Raw genomic sequence first — 15,918 nt, 5'->3', positions numbered from 1 at the left:
CCTCATCCGTCCCGGCTTCGCCGAGCCACCTTCTCCCGCAAGGGGAGAAGGAGGGGCCCGCAAAAATCTCATTTAGTTCTGCCGGCAAATCGCTCCAGAGTGCCGGCCATCACAAGATGACGGGGAAACCTCCATGAGGCTGAAAGGCAAGACGGCGCTGGTCACCGGCGCGGCGCAGGGTTTCGGGCTCGGCATCGCCGAGACTTTCGTACGCGAAGGGGCACGCGTCGCCGTGCTCGACATCAACCGCGAGAAGGCCCAGGAGGCGGCCAAGTCGATCGGCCGCAAGGCCTTCGCCATCGCCTGCGATGTCGGCAAGGCCAAGAGCGTCAACAGTGCCGTCGAGCGCATCCTCAAGCGCGTCGGTCGGCTCGACATCGTCGTGAACAATGCCGGCATCACCCATCGCAACCAGCCGATGATCGATGTCAGCGAGGAGGAGTTCGACCGCGTCTTCGACGTCAATGTGAAGTCGATCTTCCTGATGGCCAAGGCGGTGGTGCCGCATTTCCGCGAGCATGGCGGTGGCGTCATCCTGAATATCGGCTCGACCGCTGGCCTGCGCCCGCGCCCGGGCCTGACCTGGTACAATGGCTCGAAGGGCGCGGCGAACCTGCTGTCGAAGTCGATGGCGGTCGAGCTCGCGCCGGACCGCATCCGCGTCAACGCGATCGCGCCCGTCGCCGGCGAGACGCCGCTGCTCGCGACCTTCATGGGCGAGGATACGCCGGAGCGCCGCAAGGCCTTCACGAGCACGATCCCCTGGGGCCGTTTCTCGACGCCGCAGGACATCGCCAATGCGGCGCTGTTCCTGTGCTCGGACGAGGCGGAGATGATCACAGGCAGCGTGCTGGCCGTCGACGGCGGGCGCTGCATCTGAAAGCGCCTGCGAACCCACCAGCGCGGCCGCCTGACGCGGCGGTCTGCGCTTCCGGTGCTCACGGACCGATGTCCGCTCCGCTCCGGTTCTCGACCACCACGCCACTCGACTCGCGCTGGCGAATTCTCAGGCTCTTTGAGGGCGTCGCGGGAGCTAAACCGCCTTCGCCCGCAGCGCGATTTGCTGGCGCATGATCACCGTGCCGTCGGGCTCGAAGCCGCGCTGCTCGACGCTGATCATCGGTGCGTCGGCATCGCCCTCGATCTTGAACAGATGCCAGGTCGCCCTCTCGCCATGGCCGAGCGGACCAATCGAGGCCGACGGCACGCCGACGATCGGGACGTCATGCTCCGGCCCCGGCCGCCAGGCCAGCGAGAAGGTGTGGTTGTGGCCGTGCAGGACGAGATCGGCCCCATGGCGCTTCAGCATCGCCTCGAAGGCCTCGGCGTCGACCAGTTCGCGGCCGCGCTTGGCGCCGCCGAGATAGGGCGGATGGTGGATCAGGACGACGCGGACCAGGCCTTCCGCCTTGGCGCGGTCGAGCAGGACCTCGGCTCTGGCGATCTGGTCGCGACCGATGCGCCCCGTCGCCATCAGCGGCAAGGTCGGGACACCCGAATTCAGGCCGATCAGCGCGACATTGCCGCGCTTGCGATACCAGGGATAGCCGGCGGCGCCGACATCGTCGGCGCACCAGGGGCCGAGCAGGCTCGCCAAAGGCTTCAGCGAGGATTGCGCGTAGGCATCGTGATTGCCCGGCACGAAGCTGACCATCTCGCGCGGGCCGAGCGTGTCGAGGAAGGTGACGGCGGTCTTGAACTCGTTGGGCAGGCCGATATGGGCAACATCGCCGGTGCAGGCGATATGGTCGGGCTGCTGCGCGCGGATATCCGCGACGATCAGTGCCAGCACTTCCATATCATGGGCATGGCGGCGCTTGCGGCGCCAGTTCACATAGCCGGTCGCGCGCTTGCCGAGCAGTTCGTGCAGCGAGAACTTGGCGAGCGGGCCAAGATGCGGGTCGGACAGGTGCGCAAGTTTGAACACCCCCAGCGCTTGCCCTTAGAGCAGGGCAGACGTCAAGCGCCGCAACGCCGCGCCGGCGTTGCGGTTGCGCAGGACGCTATGGGCGGAACCTTGCTCAGTTGAACGAGCCGGTCAGTTCCGAGACGATGCGCGGATCGGTGAGGGTGACGGCGGGCTTCCAGACGTAGGCGCGCTTGGCCCTGATACGGGCGGTGATGAAGGCGAGAAGCATGATATTGGACCCCAGCAGCGAATAGCCGCTCTGATCAGCCTCATATGGGGCGCGTTTGTGACATTGCGACAGGGGATATGACAGGTTCGTTATGCAGCTATTGCATAGACAATTAAGCCTTCCTTTGGGTTCGCTCCGCGCATGAGCAAAACCGCTCCTCCCCACCCTACGAGCGAGAAGGGCATGCCGAGGCCATTGCGGCGGCTCCTGCACCTCTATTTCTGGCTGTCGCGGGGCATGACGCTCGGGGTGCGCGCCGTCGTGCTGCGTGACCAGCGCGAGGTCTTCCTGGTGCGCCACACCTATACCGCGGGCTGGCATCTGCCGGGCGGCGGCGTCGAGCGCGGTGAGACCTTGCTGCAAGCCTTGGAGAAAGAGTTGCGCGAGGAGGCCTGCATCGGGCTCGCCGGGCCGCCGCTGCTGCACGGCGTCTTCTTCAACCGGGCGATCTCGCCACGTGACCATGTCGCCGTCTTCATCGTGCGCGATTTCACGGTGCAGGAGGCGAAGCAGCCGGATCGCGAGATCGCTGAGGCGCGCTTCTTCCGGCTCGACGACCTGCCGGAGGGAATGACGGCGGGGACGCGACGGCGGCTGGACGAGGTGCTCGCCGGAAGGCCCGCGACGCAGGACTGGTAGAGGATCGATGCCCCTGATGTCGCCACCGGGACACGGCGGCGCCGGTCCCGGAACAAGTCTGCGTTTCTTGGGGTGCTAGTTGGCGCTCCTGGCGAGCGTGCTGAAGTCGGTATCGAGCCTGGCCAGCGAGATATCGATCTTCGCCCGCTTCTGCTTGATCCAGTCATCCTGCTGCGCAAGCCTCTGCCTGGCTTCGCCGAGCATGCGCTCCATCTCGGCCGGCTGTGGGCCGCCCGCCGTGGCGCGGCTTTTCACGATCGCCACGGGATCGAGCGCGCCGCGGAACTCCTCCTCGCTCATCGGAAGCTCCTGGCCGGGCGTGCCGCCTTCGGCCGAGGCCTTGCGGAAGATCGCCTTCGCCTCGGCATAGGGGAAGTCGGTCGGCTTGATGTTGTTGGCCTTGGCGAAATCGACGATCTCGGATGCGAAATGATGCCCGGCGCGGAAGGGCAGCTTGTATTTGCGCATCAGGAGATCGGCGAGTTCCTGGGAGGCGGTCCAGTCGCTGTTGAGCTCCTCCAGGGCGCGCTCGGGATCGATCACCAGTGCCGCCAGGATCCGGTCCAGGTCTCGCAAGGCCGTGATCGCGCTCTCGACCATGGCGCTGTTGGCCTTGACGTCCTTCGCGTCGGCCATTCCGGGCGTGATGTTATGTGCCTTGATGACGGGCCCCAAGGCCAGGGTCATCGCCGTGGAGGCCGCTTCGCGCGTGCCGTTGAGCAGGCCGGGATTGCGTTTCTGCGGCATCGCGCTGGAGACATAGGTGTTGCCGCCGCCTTCGCGCAGCAGGATCCAGGGGCGCGATTGCGCATATTGCGTCATCACGTCCTCGACGAAGCCGCCGGTATGCAGCGCGATGCCCGTCACCACGGCGGCGGTCTCGACCGGCAGATCGCTCGACGCGATCTGCGAAGCGTCATAGGCGTTGTCGACGAGCGCGGCGAAGCCGAGATAATCGGCCATGCGCTGGCGGTTCAGCGGCCAGCTCGTGCCGTTCAGCACCGTCGTTCCCATCGGCGAGCGATCGACGCGGGCATAGGTCTCGCGAATCCGCTGTGCGTCGCGCTCGAGGCCCGCGGCATGGCCGAGCAGGTAATGGCCATAACTGTTCGGTTGCGCCGCGACGCCGTTGGTGTAGTTCGGCACGATCGTTCTGGCGTGCCTGGCCGCAAGCTCGACGAGCGACGATGAGGTCTTGTTCAGCTGGCTCGCGAGCTTGAGCAGGTTGTCGCGCAGGATGGCGGCGCGATAGGTCGCGTGCATGTCCTGGCTGGAGCGGCCGGCATGGAGCAGCGTCACCTCGACACCGGCCGCCTCGATCAGGAGCGGCTCGAAGGTGATGACGCTGGACGGGCGTTTCGCACCTGGCTTGCCGCCGGCTTCGATGACCTTGGCGATGCCCGCAGCCACCTTTGGCGCGAGCGCCGGGTCGAGCAGGCCCTCGTCCCGGTTGATGACCGCGCTCGCCTTGTTGATCTCGCCGAGCCAGAAGAATTCGTCGCGGGCGGGCGCTTGCTGGGCCTGGGCCGGCAGCGAGCAGGCCCAGAGCAGCAGCGCGCCGATCGCGGCACGCGTTCTTATCGTCGCATGAGGTCTTGCCATTCGCGTCCTCCGCCTGCCCCGGATTGCGATCTGTCGTGCTGTGACCGGCCTGGTTGGCGCTGAAGAGCCGCTGCCGGTCGGGGGCTTGGTCAGGCAGGGAAGGCCAATCCCGCAAGGCTGGCAAGCCCGCTCGCTCGCCATGACCGAAACGCTGTGCCGGCCGAGATCGCCGATAGACGCCCGCCTAAGCCTCTGCTACAGGCGCGCCATGGCTGACCGGCAAGACGTTTCCTTCCTGCGACGACCGACGCGCTGAACGCGCCTTTCCGCTCGGCTGCCGTGCTGGCTGACCGGGCCTCTCCTTGCCTCGCTGTCCGTCCGCAGGTCTGCCGTCATGACGTCGCTTCCGCTTACCATCCGCCACGAACTTCCCGCCGATTCCGCCGCGATCGAGCGGCTGCACGAGCGTGCCTTCGGGCCCGGCCGCTTCGCGCGCACGGCGTTTCGCCTGCGAGAGGGCGTGCCTCAGGATCCGGCCCTGTGCTATGCCGCCCATGTCGGCACGTTCCTCGTCGGCTCCGTGCGCGTGACGGTGGTGGAGGCGGGCGGCTACCCGGCGCTGATGCTCGGGCCGCTGACGGTCGATCCCGCCTTCGAGGGCAGGGGCATCGGGGCGGCGCTGATGAACGCCTCGATCGAATCGGCGCGGAAAGCCGGCCACGACCTGATCATGCTGATCGGCGATGCGCCCTATTATGCGCGCTTCGGCTTCAAGCCGATCGCGCCCGAGCAGCTCATCCTGCCCGGGCCGGCCAATCCGGCGCGTTTCCTGGCGCTCGAGCTGCTCGAGGGCGTGCTCGCCCAGCGGCGCGGCGCGGTCACGCCGTGGCGTCGGGCTTCCGCCTGAAGCTGCGGCCGGTCTCGCCGAGCCAGCCCGCCACCAGCGCGCCGAAGAGCAGCGCCAGCCCGATCAGCCCGATGAAGAGCGGCGAGATCGAGACGCCGCGGACGATGCCGGAATCGCTGATGCGCAGGCCGATCCAGTCCGCGCCGGCGAAGGACGAGCCCGAACGCACCGGCACGATGCGCGGGATGTTAACGGCCGAGCCGCTCTCCTGACCGATACGGCGCGAGGAGCCGCCGGTCGCTTCCGCCAGGGCTTGCAGCTTGGACGGATCGCTGACGACCTCCATCAGCTCGCGCGGGTTCTCCGGGCCGACGCTGGCGAAGGCCGTCAGGTTGTCCGCGGAAATCCGATGCAGGCCGAATTCGCTGGTCTGGACGCGGGCGCTGAACAGGCCGGGGCGGCCGGGCTCCAGCGGGACGGAGCGGGAGGAGCCGTCGGGGCCGGTGACGACGACCGGGGCGGGATTGTCGCCGAGCGTCTGCCGCTCGATCTCGATGGTGCGGCCGCGGGCCGAGGCACGCAGCGCCTCCTCCTCGAGCTCCGGCTCTTTCATCAGCCAGTGGCTCAGGCGGCGCAGCAGGTCGAGATAGGGTCCGCCGTCGCGAAAGCCGCGGGCCCAGAGCCAGGCATGGTCGGAGAGGAAGAGCGCGACGCGGCCTTTCTGCTCGCGCGACAGCATCAGCAGCGGGCGCTCGCCCGGGCCGGTCATCACGGTCGAGCCGGAGCGGGCGCGAGCGCCGACCATGCGCAGCCATTCGCCCCATTGCGGCGGCTGGACCTCGGAGCCCGGCAGGTCGCGGGTGACCGGGTGGCGCCGGCCGGGATCGCTGACCTGGGCACGATAGGCCTCGTCGATGACGGTGCCGTCGGGAAGGGCGGGCAGAATCTGGCCGAGCGGGGTGCGCGAGAGCGACTGCGCGCCGGAATATTCGGGGCCGGCCGCGACCAGGAGAGCGCCGCCGTCGCGGACGTAGCGGACGATGTTGTCGAAATAGAGCAGCGGCAGGATCGACTGGTTGGCGTAGCGGTCGAAGATGATCAGGTCGAATTCCTTGATCTTGACCTGGAACAGCTCGCGCGTCGGGAAGGCGATCAGCGAGAGCTCGTTGATCGGCGTGCCGTCCTGCTTCTCCGGCGGGCGCAGGATGGTGAAATGGACGAGATCGACATTGGCGTCGGCCTTCAGGAGGTTGCGCCAGGTGCGCTCGCCCGGATGCGGCTCGCCCGAGACCAGGAGCACGCGCAGCTTGTCGCGGACGCCGTCGATGGTGATGACCGCGCGGTTATTGGCGAGCGTCAGCTCGTTCTCGAGCGGCGCAGCCTCGATCTCGACGACGTTCGGGCCGCCGCGGTCGATCCGGACCGGCACCTGCACGGTCTGGCCGGCAGTGACCTCGCGGCGCGTGATCACCTCGCCGTCGCGGCGGATGGTCAGGCCGGCGCGACCGGGGCCGCCCTTTTCCAGGACCTGCAGGCGGATGATCTGGTCCTTGCCGACGATGCCGAAGCGCGGCGAATCGAGCAACACGATGCGGCGGTCGATCTCGGCATTGCGGCCGGTGGTCAGCACGTGCAGCGGCGCGCGCAGGCCGAGCGCCTCGGCATTGGCCGGGGTGTCATGGGCGAGACCGTCGCTGATGACGATGGCGCCGGCGACGCGCTCGGTCGGTACGTCGGCGACGCTGGCTGCGAGAGCCTCGAACAGGCGCGTGCCGTCGCCCGAGCCCTGCGCGTCGGTGACCTCGACGATGCGCGGCTCGATGCCGCCGACGCCGCGCAATTGCCGCTCGACCTCAGCCTGGGCGGCCTGGGTCTGGGCTGTGCGGTCGGCGAGGCGGTTCGAGCCGGAGCGGTCGATCACCACCGGGACGACGTCCTTGACCGGCTCGCGATCCTCGAACACGAGCGAAGGATCGGCCAGCGCCACGGTCAGCACGATCAGGGCGAGCGCACGCAGGATGGCGCTGCGGCCGGCGAGCACCAGCGCGACACCGGCCGCCACGGCCGCGAGCAGCGCGAGCCCGATCAGCAGGGGCAGCGGCACCAGCGGGGCGAGCGAGACACTCCACATCAGCTTACTGTCCCAAACCTATTGTCCGAGCCGCTCGAGCAGGGCGGGGACATGGACCTGATCCGCCTTGTAGTTGCCGGTGAGCGCGTACATCACGAGGTTGACGCCGGCACGCAGCGCCATTTCGCGCTGGCGCGGGTCGGAGCCGGACATCGGCACGAGGCCTTCGCCGCGGCGGTTGACGGCCCAGGCGGAGGCGAGGTCGTTCGAGGTAATCACGATCGGCGAGACGCTGTCGCCGGCCCGCGCCGGACGGCGACCATCCTCGCCGGCCGGCGGCAGGATCTCGACCCAGGTCGTGCCGGTGTCGTAGCGGCCGACGAAGCCGTCGAGGATGTAGAAGGTCTTGGTCAGGACGTGGTCGCGCGGGATCGGCTCCAGCTCGGGAATGTCGAGCGTCTGGAGCATGCGCTTGAGCTGGTCGCCCTCGGGCGTCGTGCCACCGCCGGGCCGCGCGCTCATCGCGTCGCGGGTGTCGAAGATCACGAGCCCGCCGCCCTTCATATAGGCTTCGAGCTTGCGCAGCGTCTCTGCCGATGGGATCGGCCGGCCGGCGACCACCGGCCAGTAGAGGATCGGGAAGAAGGCGAGCTCGTCGCGCGCGACATCGACGCCGACGGCCTCGCCGGGCTCGAGCGCGGTGCGGGCGCCGAGCACGATGTTCAGGCCGGCGAGCCCGGCCTTCGACATGTCGTCGACGGACTTGTCGCCGGTGACGACATAGGCGAGCCGCGTAACGGCGCCGGCGGCGAAAAGCTCGCGCGGGATCGGCGGGCGGGTATCGGGCGCGGCGGCGGGAACCGGCTGCGACTGAGCCAGGGCGGGCGTGCCGCTCGCCGCGAGGACCAGGCCCAATCCGAGGCCGAAGAGCAGCGCCGCCGCAGCGGCGCGGCCGGGACGCGCGAAGCGCAGCCGGCCGCCGAGCCAGAGCGTCGCCAGCGTGTCGGCGACGAGCAGCAACAGGGCGAGCACCAGCAATTGCGGCCGGATATCCTGGGCCACCGGCCGGTCGACCGGCAGGATCGGAGCGCCGAGGCTGGCGAGGTCGAGCGCCTTCAGCGTGTCGGTGGGGTTGAGCGCGTTGACCGCGAGCGAACCGTCGGTCGGCCCGTAAATGCCGGGCGGATGGGCCAGCGTGGCGCGGCCGGTGAAGCTGCGGGCGACGGGCTGGGCCGTGGCCGGGGGCGAGCGGAAGATGCCCCTGCCGTCGAGCACCCTGGTCGGCGAGAGCGTATCCACGCGTGCATCCTCTGCTTGCGCTTCCTGCGGGCCGGTGCCGGCGAGCGCCACGACCTTGCGCAGCATTTCGACGAAGAGGCCCGAAAGCGGCAGGTTCGACCAAGTCGTATCGGCCGTCACATGCATCATCGCGATCACGCCGTCACCGCGCCGTTCGCCTGTGACGACGGGGGTGCCGTCTTCGAGTGCAGCCCAGGTCTTACGCGCGAGATCAGCCTCCGGTTCCGCCAGGATCTGGCGGGAGACGCGGACATCATCATTGATCGGCGTACCGAAGAACGGGCTCTCGCGGGTGAAGGGCGCGAGCTTGCGCGGCGTGTCCCAGGACAGGCCGCCGCCGAGCGTGCGGCCGCCGCGGCGCAGGCGCACCGGGGTGAGATCGTCGGTGGCTGCGGCGAGGCGCGCGCCGGCGAAGCGCAACAGCACGCCGCCGCGCTCGATGAAGGTCGAGATCTTTGCCGCTGTGTCGCGGTCGAGCGCACCGATATCGGCGAGCACCAGCACGGAGAGGTTCTGCGCCAGCAATTCACCGATCGGATCGCTCGAGCCGGCGCGTGGCTCGCGGATCTCGGCGAAGGGCGAGAGCGCGCGCGAGACGTAATAGGTCGGCGAGAGCAGCGGCTGGGCGGTGTCGGTGGTCGTGCCGGAGACGATGCCGACGCGGCGGCGCTTGGCGCGGTCGTCGAGCAGGGCGACTGCGCCGGCGCTGGCTTCGCCGACGACTTCCAGCCGCGAGACGGCGTTGCGGACCTCGATCGGCAGGGTCAGGCGGGCGATGGTCTGCGTCTCGGTCGGACCGAAGACGAAGGGCGCGTCGCCGAGCGGAAGCCCCTTGAGGTCGAGCGCGCGGACCTGGCCGCTGGCCGCGGCGCTGGTCGTCGGGCGCAGCACCTTGACGTTGAGCGCGCCGGCGAGGTTCTCGGCTGCGGTGAGGGCACGCTGGTTGGGCGGGCTGGCATGAATCGAGAGGCGGCTCGCGCCGGCCTCCTGCTTCAGGCGGGCGAGGAAGGCGCCGTCATCGGCGATGCTGAGCCCGTCCGAGATCCAGACGGTCTCGGCGTCGCGCGAGTTGTTCAGGAAGGCGTCGATGCGCGGCAGATGGGCGACGCGGTCTGGCGCATGCGGCTGCAGGGGCAGCGCGCGCAACCGGTCGAGCGCGGCGCGTGGTTCGGAGAGCGTGATATCGCCAGGCGTCTCGGCGAGGCCGACAATGGCGACCGGGCGGCCTTCGCGGCCAGCCGCGGCAACGCGATTCTCGGCAATGGCGAGACGCTCGGGCCAATTGGTCGCGGCGCCGAAACCGTTATCGACCAGCAGCAGCAGCGGGCCGCGCAGGGCCGCCGTCTCGCGCTGCGGGTTCCAGATCGGACCGGCGACGGCGAGGATGACGAGCGCGGCGATCGCCATGCGCAGCGCCAGGAGCCACCAGGGCGTATGCGCCGGCAATTCGCGCTTGGCGACGAGGTCCGCCATGATCTTGAGCGGCGGGAAATCGATCCGGCGCGGCCGCGGCGGCGTCACCCTGAGGATCAGCCAGAGCGCCGGCAGCAGCGCCAGCGCGGCCAGCGCCAGCGGAGCGGAAAAGGCGATCGGCAGGGAGCTCAGCATGATCGCGATTCTCCTAGCGGCCGATGCCGCGCGCGGCGGCGATCAGGCTCGCCACCCTAAGCACGGCTTCGCTGGCGGGCCGGTCGGTGCGGTGCAGCGTCAGCGTCCAGCCAGCGCGGCGGCAGGCTTCCTTGATCGCGTCGCGATGAGCCTCCAGCCGTTGGCGATATTCCTCGCCCCAGGCGCCGGCATCGCCCACGCGCAATGACAGCCCGTCCTCGAGATCGAAGAGCTCGGCCTGGCCGCTGAACGGGAAGGTCTCCTCGATCGGGTCGGCGATCAGCAGGATATGGCCGCGTGCGCCGCTCGACGCCAGGGTCGCGATGCGCTTGGCGAGCGAGCTCGCCGGCGAGACCCCGTCGGTGATGATAATGGCGTCGGCGAGGCGCGGCAGCGGCTCGTCCGGCGGCAGATCGAGATCGCCCTTCTTGTCGATGACGATCGCCTGGGCCAGCAGCTCGACGATGCGGCGCGAGGCGAGCGCGCGCGTCAGGCCGAGATGGCCGACCCGCTCGCCGCCCTCGACCAGCGTCTCGGCCAGCGCGAAGCCCGCGACCAAGGCGCGGTCGACCTTGCTGGCCTGCGCCAGCGAGGAGGAAAAGCCCATCGAGGCCGAGCGGTCGATCCAGAGCCAGATCGCATGCGAGGCCTCCCATTCGCGCTCGCGCACGAAGAGATGGCCGTCGCGGGCGGAGCGGCGCCAGTCGATGCGCGAGGCGGCCTCGCCAGTGACGAGCGGCCGGTATTGCCAGAAGGTCTCGCCGGGACCTGCCCGCCTGCGGCCGTGGATGCCGTGCACGCTGGCCGAGACGCGCCGCGCCTCCAGGATCAGCCGCGGCAGGCGCGCGGCAAGATCCAGCGAGGCCGAGATGACCGGCCTTGCCGGCTGGCGTTCGGACGGGTTCAGGACCCGCGTGCGCAACATCAAACCGGTCCTATCCCAACCGTTCGACAAGTTTGGCGATGACGCCCTCGACCGTCTCGCCATCGGCGCGGGCGGCGAAGGTGAGCGCGATACGGTGCTTCAGCACCGGCGCCGCCAGCGCCGCGACATCGTCCACGGACGGCGCCAGCCTGCCTTCGACCAGCGCGCGGGCGCGCGCGGCGAGCGTCAGAGCCTGGCTGGCGCGCGGGCCGGGGCCCCAGGCGAGCTTGCCGGTGATCGCCGGGTCGCCGTCGCCCGGGCGGGCGGAGCGAACGAGATCGAGGATCGCGTCGACGACATTCTCGCCGACAGGCAGGCGGCGCACCAGCCGCTGCGTCGACATCAGGGTCTCGGCGGTCATGGTCTGGACCGGGACATGCTCGGTGGCGCCGGTGGTCTCGAGCAGGATGCGGCGTTCGGCCTCGCGATCGGGATAGCCGACATCGATCTCGAGCAGGAAGCGGTCGAGCTGGGCTTCCGGCAGCGGGTAGGTGCCTTCCTGCTCGATCGGGTTCTGGGTCGCCAGCACATGGAAGGGCGCCGGCAGGTCGTAGCGCTCGCCGGCGACGGTGACATGGTGCTCCTGCATCGCCTGCAGCAGGGCCGACTGGGTGCGGGGGCTGGCGCGGTTGATCTCGTCGGCCATCAGGAGCTGGGCGAAGACCGGGCCCTTGATGAAGCGGAAATGGCGCTTGCCGTCGGGGCTCTCGTCGAGAACCTCGGAGCCGAGAATGTCGGAGGGCATCAGGTCGGGCGTGAACTGGACACGGCGGGCGGAGAGGCCGAGCACGGTACCCATCGCCTCGACAAGCCTGGTCTTGGCGAGGCCGGGCACGCCGACGAGCAGGCCATGGCCGCCGGCAAGCAGCGTGATCAGCGAGAGATCGACCACTTTCTGCTGGCCGAAGATGACCTGACCGATCTCGGTGCGGGCCGCGCCGATGGCTCCCAGCGCAGCCTCAGCCGCCTCGACAATACCGGTATCCAGATTGATCGGCGGGTTCTCGCTGCGGGCTTGCGCCACCATGTCGATCTCCTTCACCCTCATCGGGGCGGACTACGTTGCCTTGAGTGTGGACGGGCGGCCCGGCCGGCTCAAGTACTGTAGGCTTCCGTGCACAGAACTCGGCTTCACGATTATGTGGAGTTCAAGGCAGAAGGGTGATGCAACCAATATGCCGCAGACGGCGGGAACGGGCGTTTCGATGGATCAACCGGCGCAGGCGATGGACAGGCTGCTCAGCGCGCTGCGTGAGGGGAAGACGCGCGGATTGCCGCCTGTCGAGCGCTGGAACCCGCCTTTTTGCGGGAATCTCGACATGCGCATCGCTGCCGACGGCACCTGGTTCTACCTGGGAACGCCGATCGGCCGGCCGGCCCTAGTCAAGCTGTTCTCCTCCGTGCTGCGCCGCGACGAGGGCGATTACTTTCTCGTGACCCCGGTCGAAAAAGTCGGCATCACCGTCGAAGATGCGCCGTTCCAGGCAGTCGAGATGGCGGTGGAGGGCGAGGGCGACGCGCGTTCGCTCGCCTTCCGGACCCAGGTCGACGATGTCGTCAGCGTCGGCGAGGAACATCCGATTCGGTTCGAGCGTGCAGCGAAGGACGGGCTGAAGCCCTATATCCATATCCGGCGCGACCTCTGGGCCAGGGTGACCCGGGCACTGACCTATGACCTCCTGGCGCTCGGCGAGGTTCGCGCGGTCGAGGGGCGGGAGATGTTCGGCGTGGCCGCGGCGGGCGTGTTCTATCCGGCCGTTCCGGCGAGCGAGATCGAAGGGTTTTGATGCAGCCTCTCAAATTGACGGCGGAGATGATCGCCGAGCTTGCGCGCGAGCGGCTGCGGCCGGAGCCGCCCGACTATGGCGACCTGATCAGCCGCCCGCGCGGCGACCATGATCTCCAGCCCGAGCCGATCGCCCCGCCTGACGAGAAGGCGGCGGTGCCTGCTGCCGTCCTGATTCCGATCGTGCTTCGTGAGGACGGGCCGACCATGCTGCTGACGACGCGCGCGTCGGGGTTGCGCAGCCATTCGGCCCAGGTCGCCTTTCCGGGCGGACGGGTCGATGCGGTCGACGGCTCGCCCGTCGTGACTGCGCTGCGCGAGACCGAGGAGGAGATCGGCCTGGCACGCGAGCATGTGCAGACCGTCGGCTTCCTCGATGCCTATCTGACGGGCACGGGCTACCGGATCGTGCCCGTGGTCGGGCTGATCGCGCCGCCCTTCGATCTGACGCTCAATCCGCATGAGGTCGATGACGCCTTCGAGACGCCGCTCGCCTTCCTGATGGATCCGGCCAATCACCATCGCGAAGGGCGCGAGTGGAAAGGTCGCTACCGCACCTACTATGCGATGCCCTTCGGCGATCGCTATATCTGGGGCGCAACCGCCGGCATGATCCGCAATCTCTACGAGCGGCTGGCAGGATAAGAGCTGGGAAAAGCGCCGATGCTGCGTTCGATCATCGAAGAGGTGCTGCTCTTCGTCCTGCCCTTCTGTCTTTTCGCGGGCTATCTCATCGTGAACCGGCGCAACCCGCTCGATGTCGAGCATTGGGACGGGCACCTGTTCTGGCTGACCGTCGTCGGGCTGGTGCTCTGCATCGCCGTCTTCACCTATACCGGCTGGATCGCGCCGCGCAATCAGGGCGCCTACGACCCGCCGCATATGGAGAACGGCCGGCTCGTGCCCGGCCATTTCAAATGACCGAAGGCGAGCGGGCGCGCATCGCCGCGTTCCTCGATCGGCCGGGAGTCGTGGCGGTTCTTGCCGCACTGAACGGCAAGGGCGAGGAGACGCGGCTCGTCGGCGGAGCAGTGCGCAACCTGCTGCTCGGCGAAGCCGTCAATGATGTCGACCTCGCGACCACAGCGGTACCGAGCGAGACGATCAGGCGCGGCAAGGCCGCGGGCTTCAAGGCGGTCCCGACGGGAATCGAGCACGGTACGATCACGCTCGTCGCCAATGGAGAGGCCTTCGAGGTCACGACGCTCAGGCGCGATGTCGAGACCGATGGCCGCCGCGCCACGGTCGCCTTCGGACGCGATTTCGGCGAGGACGCGCTCAGGCGCGACTTCACGATGAACGCGCTCGGGCTCGATCGGGACGGCGCGCTTCATGATTACTGCGATGGGCTGGCCGATCTGGCGGCGCGACGCATCCGCTTCATCGGCGATGCCGGCGCCCGCATCCGCGAGGATTATCTGCGCATCCTGCGTTTCTTCCGGTTTCATGCCCGCTATGGCGAAGGCGAGCCGGATGCGGTCGGGCTCGCAGCCTGCATTGCAGGTCGGGCGGGGCTTGCCGGCCTGTCGCGCGAGCGGATCCGGGCGGAATTGCTGAAGCTGCTGGTCGCTCCGCGTGCTGTCGAAGCGCTCGACGCGATGGCGGGGGGCGGGCTGCTCATGCCGGTGCTGGGCGGCGTGCCCTATCCCTCGCGTTTTGCCGCGATCGCTGCAGAGCTGGGCGGGCAGGCGGTCTATCCGGCGTTTCGGCTGGCGGCGCTGGCGGTTACGGTTCGCGAGGACGCGTTGCGATTGCGCGAAAAGCTCAAGCTCTCGAACGAGGAGTTCGATCGGATCGAGCGGGTTGCGCTCGCGCTCGAGGGGCTATCGGGTCATGCCGAGCCGATGAGCATCGCCGAACTGCGGCATCTCGCTCACCGCGTCGGCTCGGATGCGGTCGCCGGCGGGCTCGTTCTGCTCGCGACGGGGACGGACGGCGCGGCGGTGCAGGATGCGATCGCCGCACTTGGCCGGACTCCGCCTTTCCTGCCGGGCGGACGCGACGTGATGAAGCGCGGCGTGCCGGCGGGGCCGGATATCGGGCTCGTGCTCGACCGGGCGCGTCATGCCTGGATCGAGGCAGGCTGCCCGGCAGGGGAGATGGAGCAGATCGGCTTCGTCGAAGCTGCCATCACCGGGCTCAGGGCCACCTGACCGTCGGCGGCATCGAGGACAGGATCGAATCGACATTGCCGCCGGTCTTGAGGCCGAAGATCGTGCCGCGATCGTAAAGCAGGTTGAATTCGACATAGCGGCCGCGCCGGACCTGCTGCTCGTGGCGGTCTTCCGCGGTCCAGGGCGTCGCCAGGTTGGCGCGCATGATCTGCGGGTAGATGGCGAGGAAGGCCTCGCCGACCGCCCTGGTGAAGGCGAGATCGGCCTCCGGATCGCCGGTCCAGACATAGTCGTAGAAGATGCCGCCGATGCCGCGCGGCTCATTGCGGTGCTTCAGGAAGAAATACTCGTCGCACCAGCTCCTGAAGCGTTCGTAATCGGCGACCTCGGGATGAGCCTCGCAGGGCGCACGCATCGCCTCATGGAAGGCGCGCGAATCGGGGTCATCCTGCGTGCGCCGGCGCACCAGCACAGGCGTCAGATCGGCGCCGCCGCCGAACCAGGGCTTCGTCGTGACGACGAAGCGCGTGTTCATGTGCACGGTCGGCACGTGCGGGTTCCAGGGATGGGCGATCAGCGAGATACCGGTCGCGTGGAAGCGCGGGTCTTCGGCCGCGCCGGGGATCTGGCCGGCGAATTCGGGCTGGAAGGTGCCGAACACGGTCGAGCAGTGGACGCCGACCTTCTCGAAGACGCGGCCCGTCATCATCGACATCACGCCGCCGCCGCCGGGCTGGCCATCATGGTTGGTCCGCTGCCAGGGCGTGCGGACAAAGCGGCCGGGGACCTGAGTCTCGGGCGGGAAGGGGCCCGTGGCCTCGTCCTCCAGCGCCTCGAAGGCCGAGCAAATCCGGTCGCGCAGGCTCTCGAACCAGGCGGTGGCGCGGGGCTTCATGGCCTCGGCCAAGGCCAAACTGGAAGGGGAAATGGGTATCTGCTGATCCTGCAT

At 68.8% G+C, this 15,918-nt stretch carries 14 protein-coding genes; 7 read left to right on the top strand and 7 right to left on the bottom strand.

What is annotated here, in order from left to right; all coding sequences use genetic code 11:
* Window positions 1-133 precede the first annotated feature (133 nt).
* Window positions 134-880: an SDR family oxidoreductase gene (locus EV560_RS01595; protein WP_131853345.1), complete on the top strand. Its 747-nt coding sequence runs from the start codon at window positions 134-136 to the stop codon at window positions 878-880.
* 153 nt (window positions 881-1,033) lie between these two features.
* Here the strand turns inward: EV560_RS01595 and EV560_RS01590 are convergent, their stop codons facing one another.
* A complete protein-coding gene (locus EV560_RS01590; protein WP_131853343.1) occupies window positions 1,034-1,927 on the bottom strand; it encodes a metallophosphoesterase family protein in 894 nt (297 codons plus the stop codon).
* Between the two features lie 394 nt (window positions 1,928-2,321).
* On the opposite strand from EV560_RS01590, the gene EV560_RS01585 reads away from it, so the two are divergent.
* Complete coding sequence (locus EV560_RS01585) at window positions 2,322-2,777, top strand: NUDIX domain-containing protein (RefSeq protein ID WP_131853341.1); 456 nt, start codon at window positions 2,322-2,324, stop codon at window positions 2,775-2,777.
* Between the two features lie 75 nt (window positions 2,778-2,852).
* Here EV560_RS01585 and EV560_RS01580 read toward each other — a convergent pair whose 3' ends face one another.
* Entirely contained in the window at window positions 2,853-4,379 is a 1,527-nt protein-coding gene (locus EV560_RS01580) for an argininosuccinate lyase (protein ID WP_131853339.1), read from the bottom strand.
* A gap of 334 nt (window positions 4,380-4,713) precedes the next feature.
* On the opposite strand from EV560_RS01580, the gene EV560_RS01575 reads away from it, so the two are divergent.
* Window positions 4,714-5,226: a GNAT family N-acetyltransferase gene (locus EV560_RS01575; RefSeq protein WP_131853337.1), complete on the top strand. Its 513-nt coding sequence runs from the start codon at window positions 4,714-4,716 to the stop codon at window positions 5,224-5,226.
* On the opposite strand, the gene EV560_RS01570 is transcribed toward EV560_RS01575, so the two are convergent.
* Genes EV560_RS01570 through EV560_RS01555 form a run of 4 tightly spaced genes read right to left on the bottom strand, consistent with a single transcriptional unit; the run spans window position 5,198 to window position 12,093 of the window.
* Window positions 5,198-7,297, bottom strand: a complete 2,100-nt coding sequence (locus EV560_RS01570; RefSeq protein ID WP_131853335.1) for a hypothetical protein — start codon at window positions 7,295-7,297, stop codon at window positions 5,198-5,200. The genes EV560_RS01575 and EV560_RS01570 overlap by 29 nt on opposite strands.
* A gap of 18 nt (window positions 7,298-7,315) precedes the next feature.
* Window positions 7,316-10,141 (bottom strand): DUF4159 domain-containing protein, encoded by a 2,826-nt coding sequence (locus tag EV560_RS01565; RefSeq protein WP_131854688.1) that lies wholly within the window; start codon window positions 10,139-10,141, stop codon window positions 7,316-7,318.
* A 16-nt stretch (window positions 10,142-10,157) separates the two neighbouring features.
* A complete protein-coding gene (locus EV560_RS01560; protein ID WP_131853333.1) occupies window positions 10,158-11,069 on the bottom strand; it encodes a DUF58 domain-containing protein in 912 nt (303 codons plus the stop codon).
* 10 nt (window positions 11,070-11,079) lie between these two features.
* Entirely contained in the window at window positions 11,080-12,093 is a 1,014-nt protein-coding gene (locus tag EV560_RS01555; protein WP_465246972.1) for an AAA family ATPase, read from the bottom strand.
* A 151-nt stretch (window positions 12,094-12,244) separates the two neighbouring features.
* Between EV560_RS01555 and EV560_RS01550 the strand changes: the two genes are divergently transcribed.
* The 4 genes from EV560_RS01550 to EV560_RS01535 are packed head-to-tail and all read left to right on the top strand — an operon-like array spanning window position 12,245 to window position 15,008.
* Window positions 12,245-12,856 carry a DUF1285 domain-containing protein gene (locus EV560_RS01550; RefSeq protein ID WP_131854687.1) on the top strand — a complete coding sequence of 204 codons (612 nt, stop codon included), beginning with the start codon at window positions 12,245-12,247 and terminating at the stop codon, window positions 12,854-12,856.
* Complete coding sequence (locus EV560_RS01545) at window positions 12,856-13,500, top strand: CoA pyrophosphatase (protein ID WP_207907933.1); 645 nt, start codon at window positions 12,856-12,858, stop codon at window positions 13,498-13,500. The genes EV560_RS01550 and EV560_RS01545 overlap by 1 nt, the downstream gene beginning before the upstream one ends.
* An 18-nt stretch (window positions 13,501-13,518) precedes the next feature.
* The gene (locus EV560_RS01540) at window positions 13,519-13,776 is read left to right on the top strand and encodes a DUF6111 family protein (protein WP_131853329.1); all 258 of its coding nucleotides are present in this window, start codon (window positions 13,519-13,521) and stop codon (window positions 13,774-13,776) included.
* Window positions 13,773-15,008, top strand: coding sequence for a CCA tRNA nucleotidyltransferase (locus EV560_RS01535; protein WP_131853327.1), 1,236 nt, complete (start codon window positions 13,773-13,775; stop codon window positions 15,006-15,008). Before EV560_RS01540 ends, EV560_RS01535 begins: the two co-directional genes overlap by 4 nt.
* Here EV560_RS01535 and hemF read toward each other — a convergent pair.
* Entirely contained in the window at window positions 14,995-15,918 is a 924-nt protein-coding gene (gene hemF, locus EV560_RS01530; protein WP_131854685.1) for an oxygen-dependent coproporphyrinogen oxidase, read from the bottom strand. The genes EV560_RS01535 and hemF overlap by 14 nt on opposite strands.

It is taken from the genome of Allobosea sp. BK604 (assembly GCF_004341515.1).
Lineage (GTDB): Bacteria > Pseudomonadota > Alphaproteobacteria > Rhizobiales > Beijerinckiaceae > Allobosea.
The sequence above is the reverse complement of the archived record's forward strand: the minus strand, read 5'-3'. Positions and strand labels throughout refer to the sequence as shown.